The organism is Simiduia sp. 21SJ11W-1 (assembly GCF_024138675.1).
Lineage (GTDB): Bacteria > Pseudomonadota > Gammaproteobacteria > Pseudomonadales > Cellvibrionaceae > Simiduia.
Genome location: NZ_CP090959.1, coordinates 2222201 through 2243155 on the forward strand (window position 1 = coordinate 2222201; position 20955 = coordinate 2243155).

Here is a 20955-nt window from a genome sequence, read left to right on the forward strand (position 1 = left end):
TAAGCGCCCGCTGGCAAAGCATTGCTTTGCGGGAACTTAAACGCTTGCAAACTAGGTTTGCAAGCAGGCCCCGAAGGGCGGGTGTCGAGGCTAGATGGGTATGACAAACGTTTGCAAAGCGCAGCTTTGCGTGCCGCCATACGCCAAGAGCTTTGCTCGCAGGCCGGTCCCGCAGGGTATTTACGTCGTGTCACAAACTGCGCCCCAGATTTCATGTCCAGACATCGCTTAGAAACTCTGCGATATACGTAGTTTCAACGCCTGCCTTCCGTGGAGACTTGAACTATGGGACAGCAGTGCGCTCAAGCGGGCTTTATTAAACACCGGGCGAGCGCTGTTACAGCCTGATGGTTTTATCCACCAAGGCTTTCAAAACACCCAGGCCAATGAGCTCGGCAGCGCGCTCGATATCGGGAGCGAAATAGCGATCTTTATCGTAAAACGGCACATGGGTGCGCAGTTCCGCACGGGCTTGCTCCAGCGGGCCGGATGTGGATAAACCCTCAAGAAAGTCCAAACCCTGGCACACCGCCAACCACTCCACCGCCAAAATACCTACGGTGTTTTCGTACATGTCTTTTAACCGGCGCGCGGCAAAGGTGGCCATAGACACATGGTCTTCCTGATTGGCCGAGGTGGGTAGCGAATCAACGCAGGCCGGGTGCGCCATGGATTTGTTTTCACTGGCCAGTGCCGCCGAGGTTACCTGGGCGATCATAAAGCCTGAGTTTACCCCGCCGTTATTCACCAAAAATGGCGGCAAGCCAGAGAGCTTGCTGTCTATCAACAATGCCATGCGCCGCTCAGAGAGCGAACCGATTTCTGCAATGGCCAGCGCCAGGTTATCGGCCGCCATGGCAATGGGTTCCGCGTGAAAATTTCCGCCGGAAATAATATCGCTGGCGGCCAAATCTTCCTCCACAAATACCAAGGGGTTATCAGACACAGCATTGGCTTCGGTCACGATAATGTCGCGGGCATTGCGCATTTGCTGCAGGCAGGCACCCATAACCTGCGGCTGGCAGCGCAGGGAGTATGGATCTTGCACTTTTTCACAATCTATGTGGCTGTGTTCAATTTGCGAATGATCCAGCAGCTTGCGGTAGGCCAACGCCATGTCGATTTGCGACTGGTGGCCACGCGCCAGATGAATGCGTTCATCAAAGGGCTTGCGCGAACCCTTGGCCGCTTCAACACACAAGGCGCCAATTACCGTGGCCGCTGCCAGCGCATTTTCTGCGTAAAAAAGGCCTTCTAATGCGAGGGCAGTAGACGCTTGCGTGCCGTTTAATAATGCAAGCCCTTCTTTTGGTGCCAATACCAAAGGCTTCAAGCCCGCTAACCGCAACGCAGTTTTTGCAGAAATGCGCTCTTTTTTATAAAACGCCTCACCTTCGCCCAAGAGTATCGCACTCATGTGCGCCAGGGGCGCCAAGTCGCCGGAGGCGCCCACAGACCCTTTTAAGGGAATACAGGGGTAGATTTCATGGTTCAGCAGAGTCATCAAGGCTTCAATGACTTCCAAACGAATACCCGAAAAACCACGGGCCAGGGCATTTATTTTTAACACCATTAACAGGCGCACGGTTGCAGGCTTCATGAATTTGCCAATACCGGCTGCGTGGCTCAATACGATTGAGCGCTGTAACTCTTCCAGCTCTTCTGGCTTGATGCGCGTATTGGCAAGCAATCCGAAACCCGTGTTTATGCCATACACCACACGGTTATCATCTATTACTTTTTTTACAACCGCCGCCGATGCATTAATGCCTTCAATGCAAGCGGGATTCAAGCTCAACTGGTGTGCGCGGCCATGCAGGCGCTGAAGGTCTGAATAGGTTAAGGCACCGGGGTTAATTTCAAAGTTATCCATGTTTCTTTCTCAAAATTCTGTAGGCGGAATATGTTTTGCGAAAAAGTTTTAGAGCTAACAGTTAACAGGAAAAGCAAAAGCGCAACGGTGCACGCCTGGGCGGCGTCGTATTTGCTGCGGGCTGTACGCTGTAGCTGTCATGCTTTATTGCTCCAACATGGGCAAATCCAGGCCCTGCGCTTTGGCGCAGTTGATGGCGATGTCGTAACCGGCATCGGCGTGGCGCATAACGCCTGTGGCCGGGTCGTTTCGCAGTACACGGCCTACACGCTCGTGGGCCGCTTGGGTGCCATCGCACACAATCACCACGCCACTGTGCTGGCTAAACCCCATGCCAACGCCACCCCCGTGGTGCAGGCTCACCCAAGTGGCGCCGCCTGCGGTATTGAGCAATGCGTTTAAGAGCGGCCAATCAGAGACGGCGTCGCTGCCATCAGCCATGGCTTCGGTTTCACGGTTAGGGGATGCCACCGAGCCGCTATCGAGATGATCACGGCCAATTACAACCGGCGCTTTCAGCTCACCCTTGGCCACCATGTCGTTAAAGGCCTGCCCCAGGCGTGCACGATCTTTCAGGCCAACCCAGCAAATGCGCGCAGGCAAACCCTGAAACTGAATGCGCTCGCGCGCCATGTCCAGCCAGTTGTGCAGGTGCGGGTCATCTGGAATCAGCTCTTTCACTTTCTGATCGGTTTTATAGATGTCTTCCGGATCACCCGACAGGGCCACCCAGCGGAACGGGCCAATGCCTTCGCAAAACAGCGGGCGAATATAGGCGGGTACAAACCCCGGGAAATCAAAGGCGTTTGCCACGCCCTCTTCCAACGCCATTTGGCGAATGTTGTTGCCGTAATCAAGGGTGGCGGCGCCCCGCGCTTGCAGCGCGAGCATGGCAGCCACCTGCACGGCCATGGATTTTTTAGCAGCCTTCACCACGTGTGCTTCATCGCGGGCGCGCTCTGCTGCCGCTTGTGCCATTGTCCAACCCAACGGCAGATAACCGTTTAGCGGATCGTGTGCGGAGGTTTGATCGGTCACCACGTCTGGCGTGATATTGCGCTCTACCAATTGCGGGAAAACTTCGGCGGCATTGCCGAGCAGCCCTACGGAAATGGCCTTACCCTCGGCGCGAGCCGCTCCCAGCATGGCAAGCGCTTCATCTAGGCTCGTGGCTTTTTTATCCACGTAGCCGGTTTTCAAACGAAAATCGATACGCGATTCATCCACTTCAACGGCCAACATTGAAAAGCCCGCCATGGTCGCGGCCAGAGGTTGCGCGCCGCCCATGCCACCCAAACCGCCGGTCAAAATCCACCGGCCGCGGGCCTCGCCGTTAAAATGCTTTTTGGCCACGCTCACAAAAGTTTCGTAAGTGCCCTGCACAATGCCCTGCGAGCCAATGTAGATCCAGGAACCTGCAGTCATCTGGCCGTACATCATCAGGCCTTTTTTATCCAATTCGTTAAAGTGCTCCCAATTGGCCCAGTGGGGTACTAGGTTGGAATTGGCCAACAAAACCCGCGGTGCATTGGCGTGGGTTTTGAACACACCCACGGGTTTGCCGCTTTGAATCAGCAAGGTTTCGTCATCTTCCAGGCGCGTAAGGGTTTCTACAATTTTGTCGAAACATGCCCAGTTGCGCGCGGCGCGACCAATACCGCCGTACACCACCAGTGCCTGCGGGTGTTCGGCCACTTCCGGATCCAGATTGTTCATCAACATGCGCAGCGGCGCTTCAGTGAGCCAGCTTTTGGCCGTGAGTTGATTGCCGCGCGCTGCGCGGACAATGCGGCTTGCGTCTGTGCGTGGGTCTAGCTTTGTCATGGGGGTTACCTCTCAGCGTCTGCTTTCGTCTGGCGCGAACATGGCCGCGAAAACTATTTTTAATACTGGGTTTTTGAATACCGGGTTATTGAATACTGCGCTGTTAAACAAGTGCGTTACTTTCACAGCAGCAAAGCGTTGGGCGGCTGAATCAGTAATTCACGTGGCCGCCCAGGCGGAATCGGCTACCGGGGTGATACAGCTGTGCGTAGCTCACAATGCCCGCGGGGCCGAAGGTACGCCGGCTCACTTTCAAACAGGGCTCACCGTCGGATAATTGCAATTGTTGTTGCAGACTAGACGATGCCGCCACCGCTTCAATTAGATGATCTGCCTCGGTTAACGGCGCCACCTGGTTTAAATAGCGGCTCGGGGTTAAATCCCCGGCACCAAATTGTTGCTCGCCGTAGGCAGGCGCAAACCGTGGATTTACCCAGCGCTCTTCAAGCTGAATGGGCAGGCCGTTTTCAAAGTGCAGCAAGCGCGAGAAAAACACCGCCTCGCCCTCGTCAAGCCCCAGCCTGCGTGCGTACTTTGCATCGGCTGTTTGGCTTGCCAGTGCCAACACCTCACAGGCGTAAGCATGGCCACGGGCGTGGATTTCTTCGGCAATGTTGCGGATTTCAACCAAATTGCTACTCGGGCGCTCGTCGGCCACGAAGGTGCCCAGGCCCTGGGTGCGGATCAGCACCCCTTCATCTGCCAGCGCATCGAGTGCGCGCCGGGCCGTCATACGCGATACGCCAAACTCGCCCGCCAGTTCATTTTCACTGGCAACGCGGGCGCCCGCAGCCAGCACGCCCGACTCAATGCGCGCCAGCAGTGTGTGCTTGATGGTGAGGTATCTGGGTTCCATAGGTAGAAATCCTACTTGTATATACTTGTATATACAAGCTGTTTGCGTACACTAACGCCTACACTACTGAATGCTGTAACTAGCCAGGGAGCCCCCATGACCGTTGATCTGGTGATCACCAACGTCAACCTCGCCACCGCCACCGAAAACGGCCAGCCCTACGGCGCCATTGAGGATGCAGCGCTGGCCGTGCATAAAGGCAAAATTCACTGGCTGGGCCCCAAGGCGCAAGCACCCACTGCCACCCTCTTGCTGGATGCCAAAAACGCATGGCTCACCCCGGGCCTGATTGACTGCCACACCCACCTGATTTTTGGCGGCAACCGGGCACACGAATTCGAATGGCGCCAGCAAGGCGTGAGCTACACCGAAATCGCCAATCGCGGCGGCGGCATTAAAAGTACTGTAACAGCCACCCGCGCCGCCAGTGATGAAGCACTGCTGGCCGCGGCCCAAACACGGCTGGATGCCCTCATGGCCGAAGGCGTCACCAGCATTGAAATAAAATCCGGCTACGGGCTCAGCCTTGAACAAGAGCTGCGCCTGTTGCGCCTGGCCCGGGAACTTGCCCAGGCCAATGGCGTTACCCTCTGCACCACTTTGTTGGCTGCCCACGCATTGCCGCCAGAGTTCCACTGCAAAGATGCCTACATCGATCACATAGTGGCAGACATCCTGCCCGCCGCGGCCCACGCGGGCCTTGCCGATGCGGTAGATGTGTTTTGCGAAGGCGTGGGTTTTACACCGGCGCAATGTGAGCGGGTATTTGCCGCCGCCAAAGCCCTGGGCCTGCCGGTAAAAGGCCATGTGGAGCAGCTCAGTAATTTGCACGGCAGCGCACTGGTGGCGGCGTTTGATGGCTTGTCTGTTGATCATATTGAATACCTTGTAGAGGCCGACATAGCGCGCCTTAAAACCGCCGGCACCACAGCGGTGCTGCTGCCTGCGGCCTTTTATTTTCTGCGTGAAACCCAGCGCCCGCCCATTCAGGCATTGCGAGAGGCGGGCGTGCCCATGGCCGTGGCCACCGACTGCAACCCGGGCACCGCGCCACAGGCCTCTTTGCTAACGGCTATGAATCAGGCCTGCGTGTTGTTTGGCCTGACCCCCGAAGAGAGCTTTCTAGGGGCCACCACCCACGCCGCCCGGGCGCTGGGCCTTAGCCAGAAAGGCACGCTGGCACCCGGGCAAGATGCCGACCTGCTGCTTTGGCACATTCAATCGCCGGCCGAACTCAGTTACGGCATCAACCTTGTTAAGCCCGCCCGGCGCTGGGTGGCAGGAGCCGAGCAATGAGCAACCCTCTTTACCGCCCGGCCAACCCCTTACTTTGGACTGGCCGCATTGATGATGAAGAAGCCACGCCCGCCCTGCGTTGGCACCAGCAAATGCAATGCCTTGATATGCACCAACCACTGCCCTGCATGGCAAACCGGCTGGCACTGCTGGGGTTTGCCTGTGATGCCGGGGTAAAACGCAACAAGGGCCGCCCCGGCGCGGCCGCAGGCCCAGAGGCTTTGCGCAAAGGCCTTGCCAATGCCGCCTGTTCAGATACCCCGCTCTTTGATGCAGGCGATGTGCACTGCGACGGCGACAGGCTAGAAAGCGCACAGCAAGCGCTGGCCGAACAATTGCACAGCCTGCTTGCCGCCGATGCGCGGCCAGTGGTGCTGGGCGGCGGCCATGAAGTGGCCTGGGCGAGCTTTCAAGGTTTGATACCACGCCTGCAACACAGCCAAAAACGGCTTGGCATCATCAACTTTGATGCCCACCTGGACTTGCGCAACCCGGTAAAAGAAGGCTCCTCCGGCACACCGTTTCGGCAAATTGCCCAGTGGTGTGAAGCCAACCGGCAGCCGTTTAATTATTTTGTACTCGGGGTAAACCCCAGCGCCAATACCGATGCGCTATTTGACTATGCCCGTGCAAAGCAGGTGCAGTGGCTGGAAGACACCTACATAGAAGCCGAGCCTTTGGGCGCGCTTGCCGCCCATTGTGATGAATTTTTGGCGCGCGTAGACGCTCTCTACCTCACTGTATGCCTGGATGTATTCAACGCAGCCTTCGCCCCCGGTGTAAGTGCGCCGGCCGCGCTGGGGGTCAGCCCCGCGCGCATGCTGTGGCTGTTTGGCTACCTGCTTCGGCAAGCAAAAACACACAATAAGCCCGTGTGGCTGCTGGACATCGCAGAGCTGAACCCGGCGTATGATCCCGACAACCAAACTGCGCGCCTCGGCGCACGGATTATCTGGCAGTACCAAAAAGCCATTGTGCAACCCGAATAGCAGCCAATGCACGGCGCCGCAAAGGCCCGCGGGTGCAATTGCCCGATTCCCGTTTACTTGCGGGCTTGCCTCTTCACCCACCACCTGCGCGTGAGTGGACAATTTCCTTTCAAATCAGCACACTTGCCACAGCGCGGCCCTATGGGCACACACTGCCTGCACGCGGGCCAACAACAATAACCGGGCCTCACAAGGGTCTGCATAATCAATAAGACACCTCACCGCTATGGATACCTTTAACCAATTTTTAGCCTCCACCGTCGGCAGTATTAACGGCGTGCTCTGGGATTCCATTCTGATTTACATGCTGGTGCTGGCCGGCCTCTGGTTTACCGTACGCCTGGGCGCGGTGCAGTTTCGCCTGTTCGGCCACATGTTCACCATGATGCGAGGCGCTGGCCGCTCGAACGCCGAAGGTATTTCACCCTTTCAGGCACTGGCTACGAGCCTTGCCGCGCGCGTGGGCACCGGCAACCTGGCCGGTGTGGCGGTGGCCATTACCCTGGGCGGGCCGGGTGCGGTGTTCTGGATGTGGGTAATTGCGCTGTTGGGTATGGCCACAGGCTTTGTGGAATCGACCTTGGGCCAGTTCTATAAGGTGAAAGATGCCAAGGGCGAGTTTCGTGGCGGCCCGGCTTACTACATTCAAATGGGCTTGAAGCAGCGCTGGCTAGCCATCGCCTTTTCTCTGTGTTTGCTATTTGGCTACGGCTTTGTTTTTTCCGCCGTGCAGGCTAATACCATTGGTGATGCGCTAAATAACGCCTATGGCATTGCCCCGCTCTACAGCGGCCTGGTGATGACCATTGTGGCAGGCATAATTGTGCTGGGCGGGCTGCGCGCCATCGCGCGCTTTGCCGAAATTACCGTGCCTTTTATGGGCCTTGCCTATGTGGCCACAGCTCTGTTTATTGTGGCGATGAATTTACCGGCCGTACCCGGCATTTTGAAATTGATTGTAAGCTCGGCCTTTGGCTTTGAAGAAGCCGCCGGAGGCTTTTTAGGGGCGGCCATTAACGGCATCAAGCGCGGGCTTTACTCCAATGAGGCAGGCTCCGGTAGCGTGCCGCACGCCGCTGCCGCCGCCGCCCCCTACCCCAACCACCCGGTGTCACAGGGGCTTGTGCAAATGCTGGGCGTATTCGTAGACACCATTTTAATTTGCTCGTGCACCGCCATTATTATTTTGCTGGCAGGCGGCGTGGGCGATGAAGGTTTTGGCGGTATTCGCATTACCCAAGAGGCCATGGTTACCCACGTTGGCAGCTGGGGCATGGATTTCATTGCCATTGCCATTGTGTTTTTCTCGTTCACCTCGGTGGTGGCCAACTTCGCCTATGCTGAATCTAATTTGCATGTGTTCAAGCTCGACCACAAAGCCGGCCAGCTGGCGCTCACCGTCGGTTACCTGATGATGGTGATGTGGGGCACCATGGCGCCGCTGCCCACCGTGTGGAGCATGGCTGATATGGCGCTCGGCCTGATGACGGTAATCAACATTATTGCCATTGCCTGGCTAACGCCCACAGTGGTGACACTGCTTAATGATTACCTGCAACAGCGCGCGGCAGGCAAATTACCCGAGCTTGAATTGAACGACACGCACAGTTTCCAGGGCCAGCCAGAGCCCGGAGTTTGGAGCAAAAAAGATTGAGTGAAACCACAACCAACGCCGCAAGCGATTACTACGCCGCCGTAGATTTGGGCTCAAACAGCTTTCATTTGCTGGTGGCCAAGGTAGCGGGCAACCGGCTGGAAGTGGTCGATAGATACAAAGAAATGGTGCAAATCGCGCGCGGTTTAGACGCGCGTGGCGTGCTCAACAAAGATGTACAGGCCAATGCACTTGCAGTCCTCGAACGCATTAGCCAGCGCCTGCGCGATATCAACCCGCAACACATCCGCGCCGCCGGCACCAAAACCCTGCGGGCGGCGCGCAACGCCGATAAATTTCTAAAAAAAGCCGAGGCAGCGCTAGGCCACCCCATTCACATTATTTCAGGCTATGAAGAAGCGCGTCTTGTGTACCAGGGCGTGGTATCGAGCCTTGAAAACAACAACCAGCGCCGCCTGGTAATAGATATTGGCGGCGGCTCCACGGAGTTTATTATTGGTGAGGGTTCACGCCCACGGCTTCTTGAAAGCTTGAGCCTGGGCTGTGTTGTGCTGGCCGAACAACATTTCAAGTTCGGCCCGGTTACCCGCGAGCGCATGCGCGCCGCCTATTTAAGTGCCTGCGCCACCATTGAACCCATCGCCCACGCCTACCGCAGCTACGGCTGGGACATGGCCATGGGCTCCTCGGGCACCATGCGCGCAGCCGCAGAGCTTATGGCCGCCAAAGACAACGGCCTGATTACCCGCGAAAACCTGCACCGCGTAATTGAACAGACCATTGCCGACGGCGAAGTTACCCAAACAAGCGTGCCCAAATTGCGACGCGATGTATTACCTGCAGGGCTTGCCATTATCCAGGCCATTTTTGATCAGCTACAGCTCGAACAATTGCACATTGCCGATGCCGCATTAAAAGAAGGTTTAATTTACGAAATACTCGGGCGCGCCGCCGACAGCGACAGCCGCGATGAAAGTGTGCGTCGCCTGGGCGACATCTACCAGTGTGATACTGCACAAGGTGAGCGGGTTGCTGCAATGGCCGTGTGCCTTGCCAAACAACTGAAGCTGCCGGATATCAATGGCACCCGGCCACTGCACTTGATGCGCTGGGCGGGCCAACTACACGAAATTGGTTTGCACATCAGCCACAGCAGCTTTCACAAACACAGCTACTACCTGCTAAAACACCACGATCTGGGTGGCTTTGCCCGCTTTGAACAGCACTGGCTGGCGAGCCTGGTTCGATTGCAGCGCAATGAAATCAAACAAAAACTGCTGGATGAACTTGCAGACGCAGACAGGCCCGTGTTTCTGCACATGGCGGCCTGCTTGCGGCTGGCGGTGATTTTATGCCGCGGGCGCGAAGATGAGCCGCTGCCCCGGGCACCGGTTGTGCAACCACAAAGCGATTGCCCGGGCTTGCAACTCACCCTGCCGGACAACTGGCTAAACGAACATCCACTTACCGCCATCAACCTCTACAACGAAGCCCAAATGCTCAGCGATGTGGGCTACGCATTCAGCTACCGCTAAGCGAGCAGCTCATCGGGCTTGACGCCCAACGCCTGCGCCAAGCCGCGAATGATTGCAGGGCTTGGTGCGCGCTCGCCACTGACAATCTGATTGAGATACGCAGGCGAAATGCCGGCATCGCGGGCCAGCTGTGCGGCATTTTTGGTGCTGCTGGCCATTAATGCCCCAAGGCTTGCCCCGCTAAATGAACCACCACCCACTTTTGCGCCGCTGGCAGCTGCAGCGGCACTGGCGCCTTGTATCGCAGGGTGAGGGGCTGTTGCAGCCGCGTTTTGGGGCCCAGCACCTTTTGACCCTGGGGCCTCACCGGCGGCGGCCAACAGCGCTTCGTATTGCTCGTAGGGGATTACCGCCCATTCAGGCCGGCCGTCCTTCATGATAACCTGCACACTCATGGAATCTGCCTCATGTGAAAAGCGCAGATTGTACGCAAACGCCGCCCGAGACCCAACAACACTATGATTTTACGACTATTGCCGTTACTGCTGCTGGGCCTGGCGCTCTATTGGGTTTACCGGCGCCTGGGCGCGTTGCCTGCGCCCGAGCGTAAAACCTGGATACTGCGTATTCTCGCCGGCGGCTTTTTGCTGTTGGTGCTGGTTGCCCTGTTAACGGGCAGATTGAATTGGGTGGGCGCATTGATCATGGGCATAGTGCCCTTCGTTAGCGGCCTTTGGCGCTGGGTTAGCCGTGCCATGACGTTGTCTCAGTACTGGCGCTCTTTTAAAAACCAAAGCCAGGCCCACCCGCTAAAAACAAACAGCCTGCACTTAAACGACGATGCCACCGATGGCAAAATTTTAGCGGGCCAGTTTGCTGGCCAAAGCCTGGGCAATCTCGATGCAGAGGCCTTAGCGCAATGCCTGAACGACTTCGAACATTCAGACCCGAAAGCTGCAAAACTTTTGCGCTTACATTTGCTCAAGCGTTTTGGCGGCCAATGGCAAGGCGCGCCGTTACATGGCGATAACGAGGCACTCGGCATAACAGAAGCGCGTGCGCTCTTGGGCGTGGGTAGCGATGCAGACAAAGCCACAATTATTGCAGCGCACCGCAAACTCATTCAGAAATTCCACCCCGATCGCGGTGGCAACGATTACCTGGCCGCGCGCATCAACCAGGCCAAAGATTTACTTATCAAACAATTAGACGAGCCCCACTAAACCCGCGCTTCAAACCAGGCCAACCAATCGCTCATAGTGCTAAAGCGGTTATCGGCCAGTGAAAGATCATGGTGCGCGGAGTAGCTGTTGGGAATCACGCAGGTAAACACGCCCGCCGCTTTCGCCGCCTGTAAGCCTGAGGCCGTATCTTCAATGGCCATGCATTGTTCTGGAGCAAGGTTCAGGCGTTGCATGGCGAGTTGATACACATCCGGCGCGGGTTTGTTGTGCGGTACATTTTCACCACTGGCCACACAGGCAAACAAGTCGCGCAAACCCAGGGCTGTAAGGCTTGCCTCTAAGGCAAAGGCCGCCGAGCCGGAAACCACCGCAAGGGTTAAAGGCGTGGCCGCCAGCCGGCCAAGCGTTGCGGCCACACCTGGCATCAGCGGGTAGTGTTGATCGCGATGAAACGCCTCTGCCACGCGGCGCTTTTGCTCCACCAGCGTTACCACAGATGCATTTAAATTAAATTGCGCTTTAAAGATTTCTGCTGTGCGGATTTCCGATACACCCACGCACTGGTTGATGTAATCCTCCGCACTAAGCTCGCAGCCGTGGCCATGTAACACCTGCGCCCAGAATTCATAATGCACCCGCTCTGAATCCACCAGCGTGCCATCGTGATCAAATAAAATGGCTTTTATGTTAGCGGGAAACGGGGTTGGGCTTGCCATGAATCACACTCTTTAGTTGATAAAACACACACTTATTACTGCGGCGTAGGGAGCACGAGATGCCACTGAACTCATTCTACGCCCTTGGGTCAATTTATGTTGCACCCGCCTGAAGTACTGTGAATTACGCGGATTTCTCCGGCAGCCAAAACACCACACCCAGGCCGCCTAAGTGCGCGGCCTCCAGTTGCAACTCACCACCATAGGCCACCAGAATATCTTGCACCAGCGCCAGGCCCAGGCCTTGGCCTGCGCGCTGTTCATCCAGCCGCTGGCCCCGGCGCACTAGCTGCTCACGGGCATCCGGTGCCACACCCGGGCCATTATCAGCAATCACCAGCTTGTGAAAAGGCAGGCCTTTGTAGGTAAGATTTTCCAAACCCACCTGCACTTTTGTTGCGCCGTACTTGCAGGCGTTTTCTATCACGTTGCCCAAAATTTCGAAGGCGTCTTTTTCATCTATGCGCAACTTCATGGGTGTGTCTGGCACCACAAAGGTAACTGCCGGATAAAGTTTTTGCAGTGAGCGGGTAATGCGCTGCACGATGGGCTGAACATCCAGCGCCAGCTGGAAACCACCTTCGCTCATACGTGCGCGCTGCAGCTGGTGATTGATGATATCGTGCATGCGCGCCAGCTGCTCGCCAATTAATTGCTGATCTGGCGCTTGTGTGTGCAACTCGTTACGCGCAACCGATAGAGGCGTTTTCAGGCTGTGGGCCAAATCTGCCAGGGTATTGCGGTAGCGCTCGCGCGCGGTTTGTTCGCTCGCCAGTAATTGATTGAGGTTTTCAGTAAGGCCCTGCAACTCCTGGGGGAACTGCCCTTCCACTCTGGCCTGCTCACCGCGATTTAGCTGGCTAAGGGCTTGGGTCAGCACCTTCAAGGGCCGTAAACCCCACATCAAAAGCGCGCCCTGCAGCAATAAACTGCCCACACCAATTACCGCCAGCCAACGCCACAAGGTTGTGCGAAACGATGCCAATTGTTGATTAAAGGGCTCGGTAGTCTGGTAAACACTGAACACCAAGGGCAGCTCCCGGTCGTCGCCAAATTCCCAGCGAATGCGGTAGCGCAGGTAAAAATAACTGCCCTGCCAACGGCCAAATTCGGTGACGGCATTGCGCAATGGCTGCGATTGATTCAGGCCCAGCTCTTGGGTGGCCAGCCATTGGGCCGAGGCCGAACGCCAAAGTTCGCGCTCGTTATCCAGGTGGTTGTCTTTATCGGCGTGTACAAATCCATAGAGCCCGCTGTTGGCCTGTGAAAGCAGCGGCTCGGTGAAAGCCTTGGGCAGCACCAGCTCGCCTTCATCCACTTCGGCCGCCGCCAGCAGCAGGTATACCTGCGAGCGCAGCCGCGCCTGCTCTGCCGCCAGCAGGCTTTGCTTAAAGGCGGTATCCAGCCCGAAGCCTGTAAGGGCAACCAACAGCGGTAACAGCAACAGGCTTGCGCACAGCAGCCGCCCCTTGATGGATTGGGTAAACCAGCGCGACGCACTTTCGGTCATGCATTGGCCTTAGCACTGGCGGCATCAGTCATGACAAATTGATAGCCTTGCCCGCGCACGGTACGCAGCGGTTTTAGCTCACCGCTTGGATCCATTTTTTTACGCAGGCGTGTCATAAGCACTTCAATCACATTGCTGTCGCGATCGTAATCCTGAGCGTAGATGTGCTCGGTTAATTCCGTTTTCGACACCACTTTGCCGGCATGCAACATCAGGTATTCAATGAGCCGGTATTCAAAACTTGTGAGCGTGACCGGCTGCCCGTTATTGCTGAGGCTTTGAGCACCCAAATTCAGCGTGTAGGGCCCGGCAATAATTTCAGACGAGGTTTGGCCGGCAGCGCGGCGCGCCAGGGCATTGACGCGGGCCAATAGTTCTTCCGGGTGAAAAGGCTTGGTGAGGTAGTCGTCGGCTCCGGCTTCCAGGCCTTCCACTTTTTGCTGCCAGTGATCGCGGGCGGTGAGAATTAATATGGGTATGCTGATACCCGACTTGCGCCAACGGCTGATCACCTCCATGCCACTGAGTTCGGGCAAGCCCAGATCCACAACAGCCACATCATAGGCGTATTCACGCCCAAGGTATTCGCCCTCGCGGCCATCGCCTGCCACATCCACACTCCAGTGGCGCTGATTAAACAGCGCGCTGATTTGCGATTGCAGGGCGGTATCATCTTCAATAATGAGCAGTCGCATTTAATCTCCCTTTACCACCACGTCTTTCACGCGGCCGTCGTCTAACAACAAGCGCACCTTGTAGCGCCGGCCATCCTGTTCGCGCTTCACTTTCAATACCTTGCCACCGTAACGGGCCTGCGCAATGCGTGCGGCCTCTGCAGAAGAACTTGCCGAGTTGCTGGCCTGGGCATAGAGCGGGTAGCCCTTGGTTGGGCTCGCACTTTGGCCTGCAAGAGGCGCAAAACACAAAAGAGCGGCAATGATCATCGGCAGGTGGCGCATATGTACTCCTGTGGGCGCCGGGCGCCCTTGTGGTTAATCGTGTCGTCTACGGTGATCCCGGTCGTCGCGTCGATCCCGGCGATCGTGGCGGTCGTCGCGGCGGCGATCTCTGTGATCATGCCGGTCATCACCGCGCCGGTCGTGCCAGTCGCCCCGGTGCTCATCGCGGTGCCCGTGGCGATGGTGGCGCTTGTGATGCTTGCGCCAGTGCTTTTTCCAATAGTGGTTTTTCCAATGGTATTTCTGGTGCCCATAATACCCATAGTCGCGATAGTATGGCACCGGTTTGGCCCAAACCCGGCCATCCCAATAGTGCCCGCAACCGTGGCCATGGCGATGGCCGTAGCGACTGTAGCTGCCATGGTTGCGATAGTCGCGATCTGTGTAATGCACACCCAACGTGGGCGAATGCAAGCTGATGCTCACCGAGCTGTCGTGCCGGCGATGATCGGCCAGGGCCTGGGTTGAAAGCGCGAGCAAGCCCGCGCACAGCAGCCATTTCATTGAGTTTTTCATGCTGCCCTCCTAGTAAATTGGGGTCACAGAAACCGCCACGGGCAATCGTTTGCCGGGCTTGTGATCCATGCGCGTGGTATAGGTTTCACCGTGGTAGCGGTAGGTTACGTCGTAACCCATCAAGCGCTCTTCGTATTCGCGCACCTGGCGGGTTTCACAACGCTCTTCATCGCGGTATTCAACAGAGCTATGACGGCGCGACTTGCCCATATCGTTACCGATGCTGCCACCCAGCACCGCGCCAATGGCCGTACCGGAGCGGCGATCGTTTTTACCCACAGCGTGACCAATGGCACCGCCGATCACCGCACCTAACAGCATGGGCGTGGCAGATTTCGATTTGCCACCGTGTTCACGCTCGTAGGCCACGGTTTCAACCCAGCACTCACGGCTTGGGCGCGTGTAGGCAACCTGTTCGTAGATTGGGGTGGCCGAAACAACCTTGGCGAAGTCTTGGCGCTCGTAGGGGCCCGCCACCGCAGGCTGGAACGCTAATGCAGACATACACCCCAGAGTAAGTAAAAGACGGTTGTTCATGGTGCTTCTCCTGTTCGGTTCAAAGGCCTTGTTCGACCTTGAAGCCAGAATACGCAGGTGAAGCTGAACCATGCCTTAACCCGGTTAAGGCATGGCAAACAACCTATTCGGGGCGTTGCAGTAGCAAATGCTGGTAGCGCCCAAGGCTCCGGTAGGGCTCTTCGCGCGAGAGCTTAAGCTCCAGCGCCTTAAGCGCCTCAGGCGCCATATGCTGGCTTTCGGGGGTGAGCTGGTAGTCGTGAAACACGCGAATGCCGGAGTGGCATAAACACTGCCAGCCCGCATCCAAAAGCCACGCCATAACCTCGGCAGGCTCCAGTGGGCGCGTGGGCGTGAGGCTGCCGCGGTGGGGCCTGAACTCCTGCGGCTTTAACAGCGTGGGCTCTACCCCGCGCAGCAGGTTTTTCATAATCAAGCCGTGGCGGTTGTAAAAGGTAAGCGATAAAACCCCACCCGGGCGCACCAGGGTTTTCAGGTGTGCAAGTAAGCCCTGTTGATCGGCCACCCACTCAAGCACCGCGTGGCACAGCACCAGATGGTAGCGCCCGCGGTGGGCGGCATCTTCTGCCAGGGCCTGCACGGGTTTATGCAAAAACTCTACACCTTTAACCCCTTGCTGCTCGGCACCCGCCTTGGCCAAGGCCAACATTTGTTCGGAAATATCGCACAGCACAAGCTTGTGACGGCGGGCAAATTGCAGGCTGAATTGCCCTTGCCCGCCCCCGGCATCCAGCACTTCCAATGGTTCGGCTGTAAGCTTTGGGGCAATACATTCTTCAAAATCCCGCTCAAGTACCGCCAGACGCAACTGCCCCTTTAGGCCCCCATAAACGTTGCGGGCAAAGCGTGGCGCCAGGTCGTCAAAGTTGCGATCGCTGTTGCCAATGGGCGGGCGCTTGCTGCCGGCGGGGTTTTGCTTGGTCATGAGAGAGATCCTGGGTACTGGCTTTGGCGCTGCGTGCACGGGGGAAAAAGCGCGATGGTAGCGGGATGCGGGCGGCTTGTCAGGGCTAATTGCCGGGCGACTTACAGACTAAGCGCGCACGCACCTCGGCTTGCTTGGCTTCAATGGCGGCATCTAAATCCAGCCCCAGCGCTTCACACAGGGCGAACAGGTACAACGCCACATCGGCTAGCTCACCGGCCACCCGGGCTTTGGCCTCGGGCCCTAGTGCGCGCGATTGCGCATCGCTTTGCCACTGGAATTCCCGATTCAGCTCGGCGGCTTCTTGCAACACAGCGGCGGCCAAATTGCGGGGGCTGTGCAAAGGTTGCCAGTTATTTTCCTTGGCAATCGCGGTAAACTCGCGGTAATAGTTTTGATAATCCAGCACAAGCGCTCCTTTTCAGGGGGTTTTTTACACAGTGTTTTACACGCAGCCTTATTTATAAAACGGGCGCTTCTGCACCTTACACCCTACACAACGCCACTAAAAAACAGCCCTGTATGACCAACAGTAACGCCCCGAACGCACAAGCCCAATCCAAGCTCTGGTTTGTGTACATTATTGAAACCAGCGACCAGCGTTTGTACACCGGCATTACCACCGATGTGCAACGCAGGTTCGAGCAACACGCCATGGGTAGGGGCGCCAAGTTTTTCCGGGGCCGCAGGCCTGTTCGGGTGTGCTACCGGGAGTCACACCCGGATCGCAGCAGTGCCTCAAAGCGCGAATGGCACATCAAGCAATTAAGCCGCCGGCAAAAGCAGCAGCTTATTGATCAGCCTGTACCTTCAATGCCGACATACCCTGAGTAATTTCTACCAATGTTTTAAGGGCTTTTGAGTGAAATTCACGGTGATAGAGCACAGCCACCACCAGCCACACCGCCAATAAAAATAACCAGGGGCTGATCAGCCAGGCCAAAAAAGACAGTGCAAAATAATAGCAACGCAAGCCCGCATTATAACTGTGGCCGGCCTGATCAATAATGCGTGCCGTATTAATGGCAAACACATCCCGCTCTGCCTGGCTTACCTGTTCGTCATGCAGCGGAAAGGCCCCCACCAACACCGCACAGAAGCCGAATTTCCGCATGGCCCAAGTAAAGCTGAAAAAGGCATAGGCGAAAATCACAAACAGCAGCATCAACTTGATTTCGGTTTCAACCGCCGTGGTGCCGGCGCTAAAGGGCAATTCGTTTAACAGGCTGTTGGCCTGGCTGGCACTGCCAAGCGCTGTCACAATACCGGCCATGACCAGCACGGTGATATTGGCAAAAAAACTGGCGTTGCGCTCAACACTTGCCAACAGCGAGGAATCGGTAATGCGGTTGTCGCGCCGGATAACCCGCTTCATCCAGAGAATACGAAAAGCATGCAGTTGTGAAGCAAGGCAGTGGGTTTTTTTAGCCCGGTAGTGGGCAAAACGCGCGTAGCTTACCCAACTGACCAGCAACCAGCTGCTACACAGCAACACCATGCCGTAGGTTTCTATCCACAAAGGTACATTCACGCTTGAACTCCACAACAGTCATCCCAATGTAAGGTGTATGTGTGCCATAAGGCCTTTACACACACTGCCCTCACGCATTTTCCGGCACCAGGCTAGCTTAGCCCGGGCAGTGCGCCGAACCCGCACCCCTTGGCCGCCAGCTCAACTGGCCACAAAATGAGCAATTAGCGCCTCTGGCCACCGAGGTTTACAATAAACCCACATTCAACAGGTAAAGCAGTTATCCATGAGCGCCCATCCCGCATTCGAATTTATCCGTCGCCAGGCTGTCCCATCGCTGAACATTGAACTTCAGGAGTACCGGCACCGCAAGACCGGCGCCCAGCACATTCACATCAGCGCCGACAACAACGAAAACGTGTTTCTGGTGGCTCTGCGTACCGTGCCCACCGACTCCCGCGGCGTGGCGCACATTCTGGAGCATACCGCGCTCTGTGGCTCGGAAAAATACCCTGTGCGCGACCCCTTCTTCATGATGATTCGCCGCAGCCTCAATACCTTCATGAACGCCTTTACCAGTTCAGACTGGACGGCCTACCCCTTCGCCAGCCAAAACAAGAAGGATTTTAAGAATCTGCTGGATGTCTACCTGGATGCCACCTTTTTCGCCCGGTTGGATCCGCTGGATTTTGCCCAGGAAGGCCACCGTGTTGAGTTCGAAAACCCGGAAGATACCGAGTCGCCACTGGTCTACAAGGGCGTTGTATTCAATGAAATGAAAGGCGCCATGAGCTCTGTGCCCTCACAGCTTTGGCACACACTGTGCGAGCATTTGTTCACTGAAACCACCTACCACTACAACAGTGGTGGCGAGCCCAAGCATATTCCCGAGCTTACCTACGAGCAGCTAGTGGATTTTTACAAGAGCCACTACCACCCCAGCAACGCCATTTTCATGACCTATGGCGATATTCCAGCCGAGGAGCACCAAGCGCAATTCGAGCAGCAGGCCCTGTCGCGCTTTGACGCACTTAACACCCAAATCGCCGTGGGCGATGAGCCACGCCTGAGCGCGCCCAAGCAGGCCACAGCCACCTACCCGCTGCCCGAAGACGAATCCCTGGAGGCCAAAACCCACATAGTACTAGGCTGGCTGTTGGGCAACAGCACCCAATTAGACGACGTACTAGAGGCGCAGCTGTTATCAAGCTTGCTGTTCGACAACAGCGCAAGCCCCCTGCAGCACCTGCTGGAAACCACACCCCTTGGCAAATCGCCCTCACCCATGTGCGGCCTGGATGACTCCCAAAAAGCGCTCACCTTTGTGTGTGGCATTGCCGGTAGCGAAGCCCATCACGCTGATGCATTTGAACAACAAGTGCTGGGAGTATTCGAAAAACTGGCAACCGAAGGCCTGCCCAAAGATCAGCTGGAAGCAAGCCTGCACCAGCTCGAATTACAGCAGCGTGAAATTGGCGGCGATGGCTACCCCTATGGCCTGCAACTGATTTTGACCTCGCTCACCAGTGCCACCCACCGCGGCGATCCGATGACGCTGCTAAACCTTGAGCCTGCCCTGGCGGCACTGCGCGAAAAAATACAAGTACCGGGCTATGTGCAATCGCTCGTTAAAAAGTGGCTGCTGGATAACACCCACCGCGTGCGCCTGGTCATGACGCCCGATCACAAACAAGCCGAGCGCGAAGCGGCCGAAGAGCGCGCACGTCTTGATGCCCTTAAAGCGCGTTTATCCGAGACAGAAAAGCAAAACATTGTGAACCAAACCCAAGCGCTGCTGGCGCGCCAATCACAGGAAGATGACCCTGGCACACTGCCCAAGGTTGGCCTGGAAGACGTGCCCACCACCTTGCACTATGTGGCGGCCGAATCTGTGGATCACCAAGGTGCACCACTCACCCGCTACAGCGCCGGCACCAACGGCCTGGTTTACCAGCAAGCCGTTATTGAAATGCCGGCACTTACGCAAGAAGAGTTTGACCTGCTACCCATTTACACTTACTGCGTAACCGAACTGGGCGTGGGCGATAAAGACTATATGGCCACCCAGCAGTGGCAATCGCAAGTGGTGGGCAGTTTAAGCATGTTTTCAAGCCTGCGCGCAGCACCCGATTCCGTTGAAGGCGTGAGCGGGTATTTAACGCTTTCTGCCAAGGCGCTGGCCCGCAACCATGCAGGCGCCACAGAATTGATGCAGGCAACGCTGGATGACGTGCGCTTTGATGAAGCCAGCCGGGTGCGCGAACTGGTTGCGCAAATTCGCGCGCGGCGCGAACAAGCCGTTACCGGCCAAGGCCATTCACTGGCGATGGCTGCAGCCAGTGCCGGCCACTGCGCCTCGGCGGAAATCACCCATAAATTGTCGGGCCTTGAGCGCATAGTGTTTATCAAAGCGCTCGATGATTCGCTGAGTGAGGCAGCCGCACTGAACCGCTTGCTTGAAGGCTTGAAAGCGCTGCATGAAAAAGTAAAGCGTGCACCGCGCCAATTTTTGTTGGTGGCAGATGAGCCGCATTTGAACGAACTCACAAGCCAATTGGCTAACTGGCGCGCGGCCACGCCTGTGGCCGAGCAGCAGCAAGGCTTTAGCTGGCCGCAAGTGAACAGCCAGGTTGCCGAAGCCTGGATTGCCAACAGCCAGGTAAACTTTTGCGCGCGCGCCTACCCCACGGTGCCAATGACGCACGCCGACGCACCGGCGCTGACGGTGCTCGCGGGTTACTTGCGCAATAACTTTTTACACCGTGCCATTCGCGAGCAAGGCGGCGCCTATGGTGGCGGCGCAAGCCAAGACAGCAATATTGCCTCTTTCCGGTTTTACTCATACCGCGACCCGCGCTTGTCTGAAACGCTGGCAGATTTTGATCAATCGCTCACCTGGCTTGCCGAACAAAAAGCCGACCCACGGCTGGTTGAAGAGGCCGTTCTGGGAGTGATCAGCGCCATCGACAAACCCGGCTCACCGGCGGGCGAAGCCAAGCAAACCTTTCACGCGGAATTATTCGGGCGCACTAAAGCATTGCGCGAAGATTTCCGCGCACGGGTGCTGGATGTGACCTTTGAGGATTTGCAGCGCGTAGCGGCAACTTACCTCAAACCTGAACGCGCAAGCACCGCGGTGCTTTCCCATGCGGCCAAGAAAGACGAACTGAAAAACCTGGGCCTCGCACTCAAGAGCCTTTAAGAGAGTT

At 56.7% G+C, this 20955-nt stretch carries 20 protein-coding genes; 7 read left to right on the plus strand and 13 right to left on the minus strand.

The features are described from left to right. Positions 1-337 precede the first annotated feature (337 nt). From hutH to hutC, 3 genes are all read right to left on the minus strand, one after another. A complete protein-coding gene (gene hutH, locus L1F30_RS09855; RefSeq protein ID WP_253355785.1) occupies positions 338-1873 on the minus strand; it encodes a histidine ammonia-lyase in 1536 nt (511 codons plus the stop codon). A 144-nt stretch (positions 1874-2017) separates the two neighbouring features. Beyond that, positions 2018-3697 carry a urocanate hydratase gene (gene hutU / locus L1F30_RS09860; RefSeq protein WP_253355787.1) on the minus strand — a complete coding sequence of 560 codons (1680 nt, stop codon included), beginning with the start codon at positions 3695-3697 and terminating at the stop codon, positions 2018-2020. Between the two features lie 151 nt (positions 3698-3848). After that, positions 3849-4553: a histidine utilization repressor gene (hutC, locus tag L1F30_RS09865; protein ID WP_253355789.1), complete on the minus strand. Its 705-nt coding sequence runs from the start codon at positions 4551-4553 to the stop codon at positions 3849-3851. A 96-nt stretch (positions 4554-4649) separates the two neighbouring features. Here hutC and hutI point away from each other — a divergent pair, with 96 nt between their 5' ends. The 4 genes from hutI (at position 4650) to L1F30_RS09885 (ending at position 9988) form a co-directional block, all read left to right on the plus strand. Next, positions 4650-5849, plus strand: a complete 1200-nt coding sequence (gene hutI / locus L1F30_RS09870; RefSeq protein ID WP_253355791.1) for an imidazolonepropionase — start codon at positions 4650-4652, stop codon at positions 5847-5849. Continuing rightward, positions 5846-6838 (plus strand): formimidoylglutamase, encoded by a 993-nt coding sequence (gene hutG / locus L1F30_RS09875; RefSeq protein WP_253355792.1) that lies wholly within the window; start codon positions 5846-5848, stop codon positions 6836-6838. Before hutI ends, hutG begins: the two co-directional genes overlap by 4 nt. A gap of 226 nt (positions 6839-7064) precedes the next feature. Further along, positions 7065-8492, plus strand: coding sequence for a sodium:alanine symporter family protein (locus L1F30_RS09880; protein WP_253355794.1), 1428 nt, complete (start codon positions 7065-7067; stop codon positions 8490-8492). After that, the gene (locus L1F30_RS09885; protein WP_253355796.1) at positions 8489-9988 is read left to right on the plus strand and encodes a Ppx/GppA phosphatase family protein; all 1500 of its coding nucleotides are present in this window, start codon (positions 8489-8491) and stop codon (positions 9986-9988) included. Before L1F30_RS09880 ends, L1F30_RS09885 begins: the two co-directional genes overlap by 4 nt. Here the strand turns inward: L1F30_RS09885 and L1F30_RS09890 are convergent. Continuing rightward, on the minus strand, positions 9985-10383 hold the full coding sequence (locus tag L1F30_RS09890) for a helix-turn-helix domain-containing protein (protein ID WP_253355798.1): 399 nt from the start codon (positions 10381-10383) through the stop codon (positions 9985-9987). The genes L1F30_RS09885 and L1F30_RS09890 overlap by 4 nt on opposite strands. 63 nt (positions 10384-10446) lie before the next feature. Here L1F30_RS09890 and L1F30_RS09895 point away from each other — a divergent pair, with 63 nt between their 5' ends. Then, positions 10447-11151 (plus strand): hypothetical protein, encoded by a 705-nt coding sequence (locus L1F30_RS09895; RefSeq protein WP_253355800.1) that lies wholly within the window; start codon positions 10447-10449, stop codon positions 11149-11151. On the opposite strand, the gene L1F30_RS09900 is transcribed toward L1F30_RS09895, so the two are convergent. The 8 genes from L1F30_RS09900 to L1F30_RS09935 all read right to left on the minus strand — a co-directional run bounded on the left by L1F30_RS09900 (position 11148) and on the right by L1F30_RS09935 (position 16684). Next, the gene (locus L1F30_RS09900; RefSeq protein WP_253355802.1) at positions 11148-11828 is read right to left on the minus strand and encodes an HAD family phosphatase; all 681 of its coding nucleotides are present in this window, start codon (positions 11826-11828) and stop codon (positions 11148-11150) included. The genes L1F30_RS09895 and L1F30_RS09900 overlap by 4 nt on opposite strands. Before the next feature lie 124 nt (positions 11829-11952). After that, positions 11953-13338, minus strand: coding sequence for an ATP-binding protein (locus L1F30_RS09905; protein WP_253355804.1), 1386 nt, complete (start codon positions 13336-13338; stop codon positions 11953-11955). Further along, the gene (locus tag L1F30_RS09910; protein WP_253355805.1) at positions 13335-14033 is read right to left on the minus strand and encodes a response regulator transcription factor; all 699 of its coding nucleotides are present in this window, start codon (positions 14031-14033) and stop codon (positions 13335-13337) included. The genes L1F30_RS09905 and L1F30_RS09910 overlap by 4 nt, the downstream gene beginning before the upstream one ends. Further along, the gene (locus L1F30_RS09915) at positions 14034-14297 is read right to left on the minus strand and encodes a PepSY domain-containing protein (protein ID WP_253355807.1); all 264 of its coding nucleotides are present in this window, start codon (positions 14295-14297) and stop codon (positions 14034-14036) included. It lies immediately after the preceding gene. Between the two features lie 33 nt (positions 14298-14330). Next, the gene (locus L1F30_RS09920) at positions 14331-14813 is read right to left on the minus strand and encodes a hypothetical protein (RefSeq protein WP_253355809.1); all 483 of its coding nucleotides are present in this window, start codon (positions 14811-14813) and stop codon (positions 14331-14333) included. 9 nt (positions 14814-14822) lie between these two features. Then, positions 14823-15350 carry a glycine zipper 2TM domain-containing protein gene (locus tag L1F30_RS09925; protein ID WP_253355818.1) on the minus strand — a complete coding sequence of 176 codons (528 nt, stop codon included), beginning with the start codon at positions 15348-15350 and terminating at the stop codon, positions 14823-14825. A gap of 103 nt (positions 15351-15453) precedes the next feature. Further along, complete coding sequence (locus L1F30_RS09930) at positions 15454-16275, minus strand: methyltransferase domain-containing protein (protein ID WP_253355820.1); 822 nt, start codon at positions 16273-16275, stop codon at positions 15454-15456. A gap of 85 nt (positions 16276-16360) precedes the next feature. Further along, positions 16361-16684, minus strand: coding sequence for a nucleotide pyrophosphohydrolase (locus L1F30_RS09935; protein WP_253355822.1), 324 nt, complete (start codon positions 16682-16684; stop codon positions 16361-16363). A 113-nt stretch (positions 16685-16797) separates the two neighbouring features. Between L1F30_RS09935 and L1F30_RS09940 the strand changes: the two genes are divergently transcribed. Further along, positions 16798-17109: a GIY-YIG nuclease family protein gene (locus L1F30_RS09940; RefSeq protein ID WP_253355828.1), complete on the plus strand. Its 312-nt coding sequence runs from the start codon at positions 16798-16800 to the stop codon at positions 17107-17109. Here L1F30_RS09940 and L1F30_RS09945 read toward each other — a convergent pair. Next, positions 17066-17806 (minus strand): DUF599 domain-containing protein, encoded by a 741-nt coding sequence (locus L1F30_RS09945; RefSeq protein ID WP_253355830.1) that lies wholly within the window; start codon positions 17804-17806, stop codon positions 17066-17068. The two genes, L1F30_RS09940 and L1F30_RS09945, sit on opposite strands and share 44 nt — an antisense overlap. Positions 17807-18032: 226 nt before the next feature. Between L1F30_RS09945 and L1F30_RS09950 the strand changes: the two genes are divergently transcribed. After that, positions 18033-20948, plus strand: coding sequence for an insulinase family protein (locus L1F30_RS09950; protein WP_253355832.1), 2916 nt, complete (start codon positions 18033-18035; stop codon positions 20946-20948). The last annotated feature ends 7 nt before the right edge of the window (positions 20949-20955 follow it).

Excerpts from the sequence above, each read along its gene's own strand:
- L1F30_RS09930 (WP_253355820.1), bottom strand. The coding sequence starts at position 16,275 with ATGACCAAGCAAAACCCCGCCGGCAGCAAGCGCCCGCCCATTGGCAAC.
- L1F30_RS09915 (WP_253355807.1), bottom strand. The coding sequence starts at position 14,297 with ATGCGCCACCTGCCGATGATCATTGCCGCTCTTTTGTGTTTTGCGCCT.
- L1F30_RS09925 (WP_253355818.1), bottom strand. The coding sequence starts at position 15,350 with ATGAACAACCGTCTTTTACTTACTCTGGGGTGTATGTCTGCATTAGCG.
- L1F30_RS09950 (WP_253355832.1), top strand. The coding sequence starts at position 18,033 with ATGAGCGCCCATCCCGCATTCGAATTTATCCGTCGCCAGGCTGTCCCA.
- L1F30_RS09910 (WP_253355805.1), bottom strand. The coding sequence starts at position 14,033 with ATGCGACTGCTCATTATTGAAGATGATACCGCCCTGCAATCGCAAATC.
- L1F30_RS09905 (WP_253355804.1), bottom strand. The coding sequence starts at position 13,338 with ATGACCGAAAGTGCGTCGCGCTGGTTTACCCAATCCATCAAGGGGCGG.
- L1F30_RS09880 (WP_253355794.1), top strand. The coding sequence starts at position 7,065 with ATGGATACCTTTAACCAATTTTTAGCCTCCACCGTCGGCAGTATTAAC.
- L1F30_RS09900 (WP_253355802.1), bottom strand. The coding sequence starts at position 11,828 with ATGGCAAGCCCAACCCCGTTTCCCGCTAACATAAAAGCCATTTTATTT.
- L1F30_RS09890 (WP_253355798.1), bottom strand. The coding sequence starts at position 10,383 with ATGAGTGTGCAGGTTATCATGAAGGACGGCCGGCCTGAATGGGCGGTA.
- hutI (WP_253355791.1), top strand. The coding sequence starts at position 4,650 with ATGACCGTTGATCTGGTGATCACCAACGTCAACCTCGCCACCGCCACC.
- L1F30_RS09920 (WP_253355809.1), bottom strand. The coding sequence starts at position 14,813 with ATGAAAAACTCAATGAAATGGCTGCTGTGCGCGGGCTTGCTCGCGCTT.
- hutH (WP_253355785.1), bottom strand. The coding sequence starts at position 1,873 with ATGGATAACTTTGAAATTAACCCCGGTGCCTTAACCTATTCAGACCTT.
- L1F30_RS09895 (WP_253355800.1), top strand. The coding sequence starts at position 10,447 with ATGATTTTACGACTATTGCCGTTACTGCTGCTGGGCCTGGCGCTCTAT.
- hutC (WP_253355789.1), bottom strand. The coding sequence starts at position 4,553 with ATGGAACCCAGATACCTCACCATCAAGCACACACTGCTGGCGCGCATT.
- hutG (WP_253355792.1), top strand. The coding sequence starts at position 5,846 with ATGAGCAACCCTCTTTACCGCCCGGCCAACCCCTTACTTTGGACTGGC.
- hutU (WP_253355787.1), bottom strand. The coding sequence starts at position 3,697 with ATGACAAAGCTAGACCCACGCACAGACGCAAGCCGCATTGTCCGCGCA.
- L1F30_RS09940 (WP_253355828.1), top strand. The coding sequence starts at position 16,798 with ATGACCAACAGTAACGCCCCGAACGCACAAGCCCAATCCAAGCTCTGG.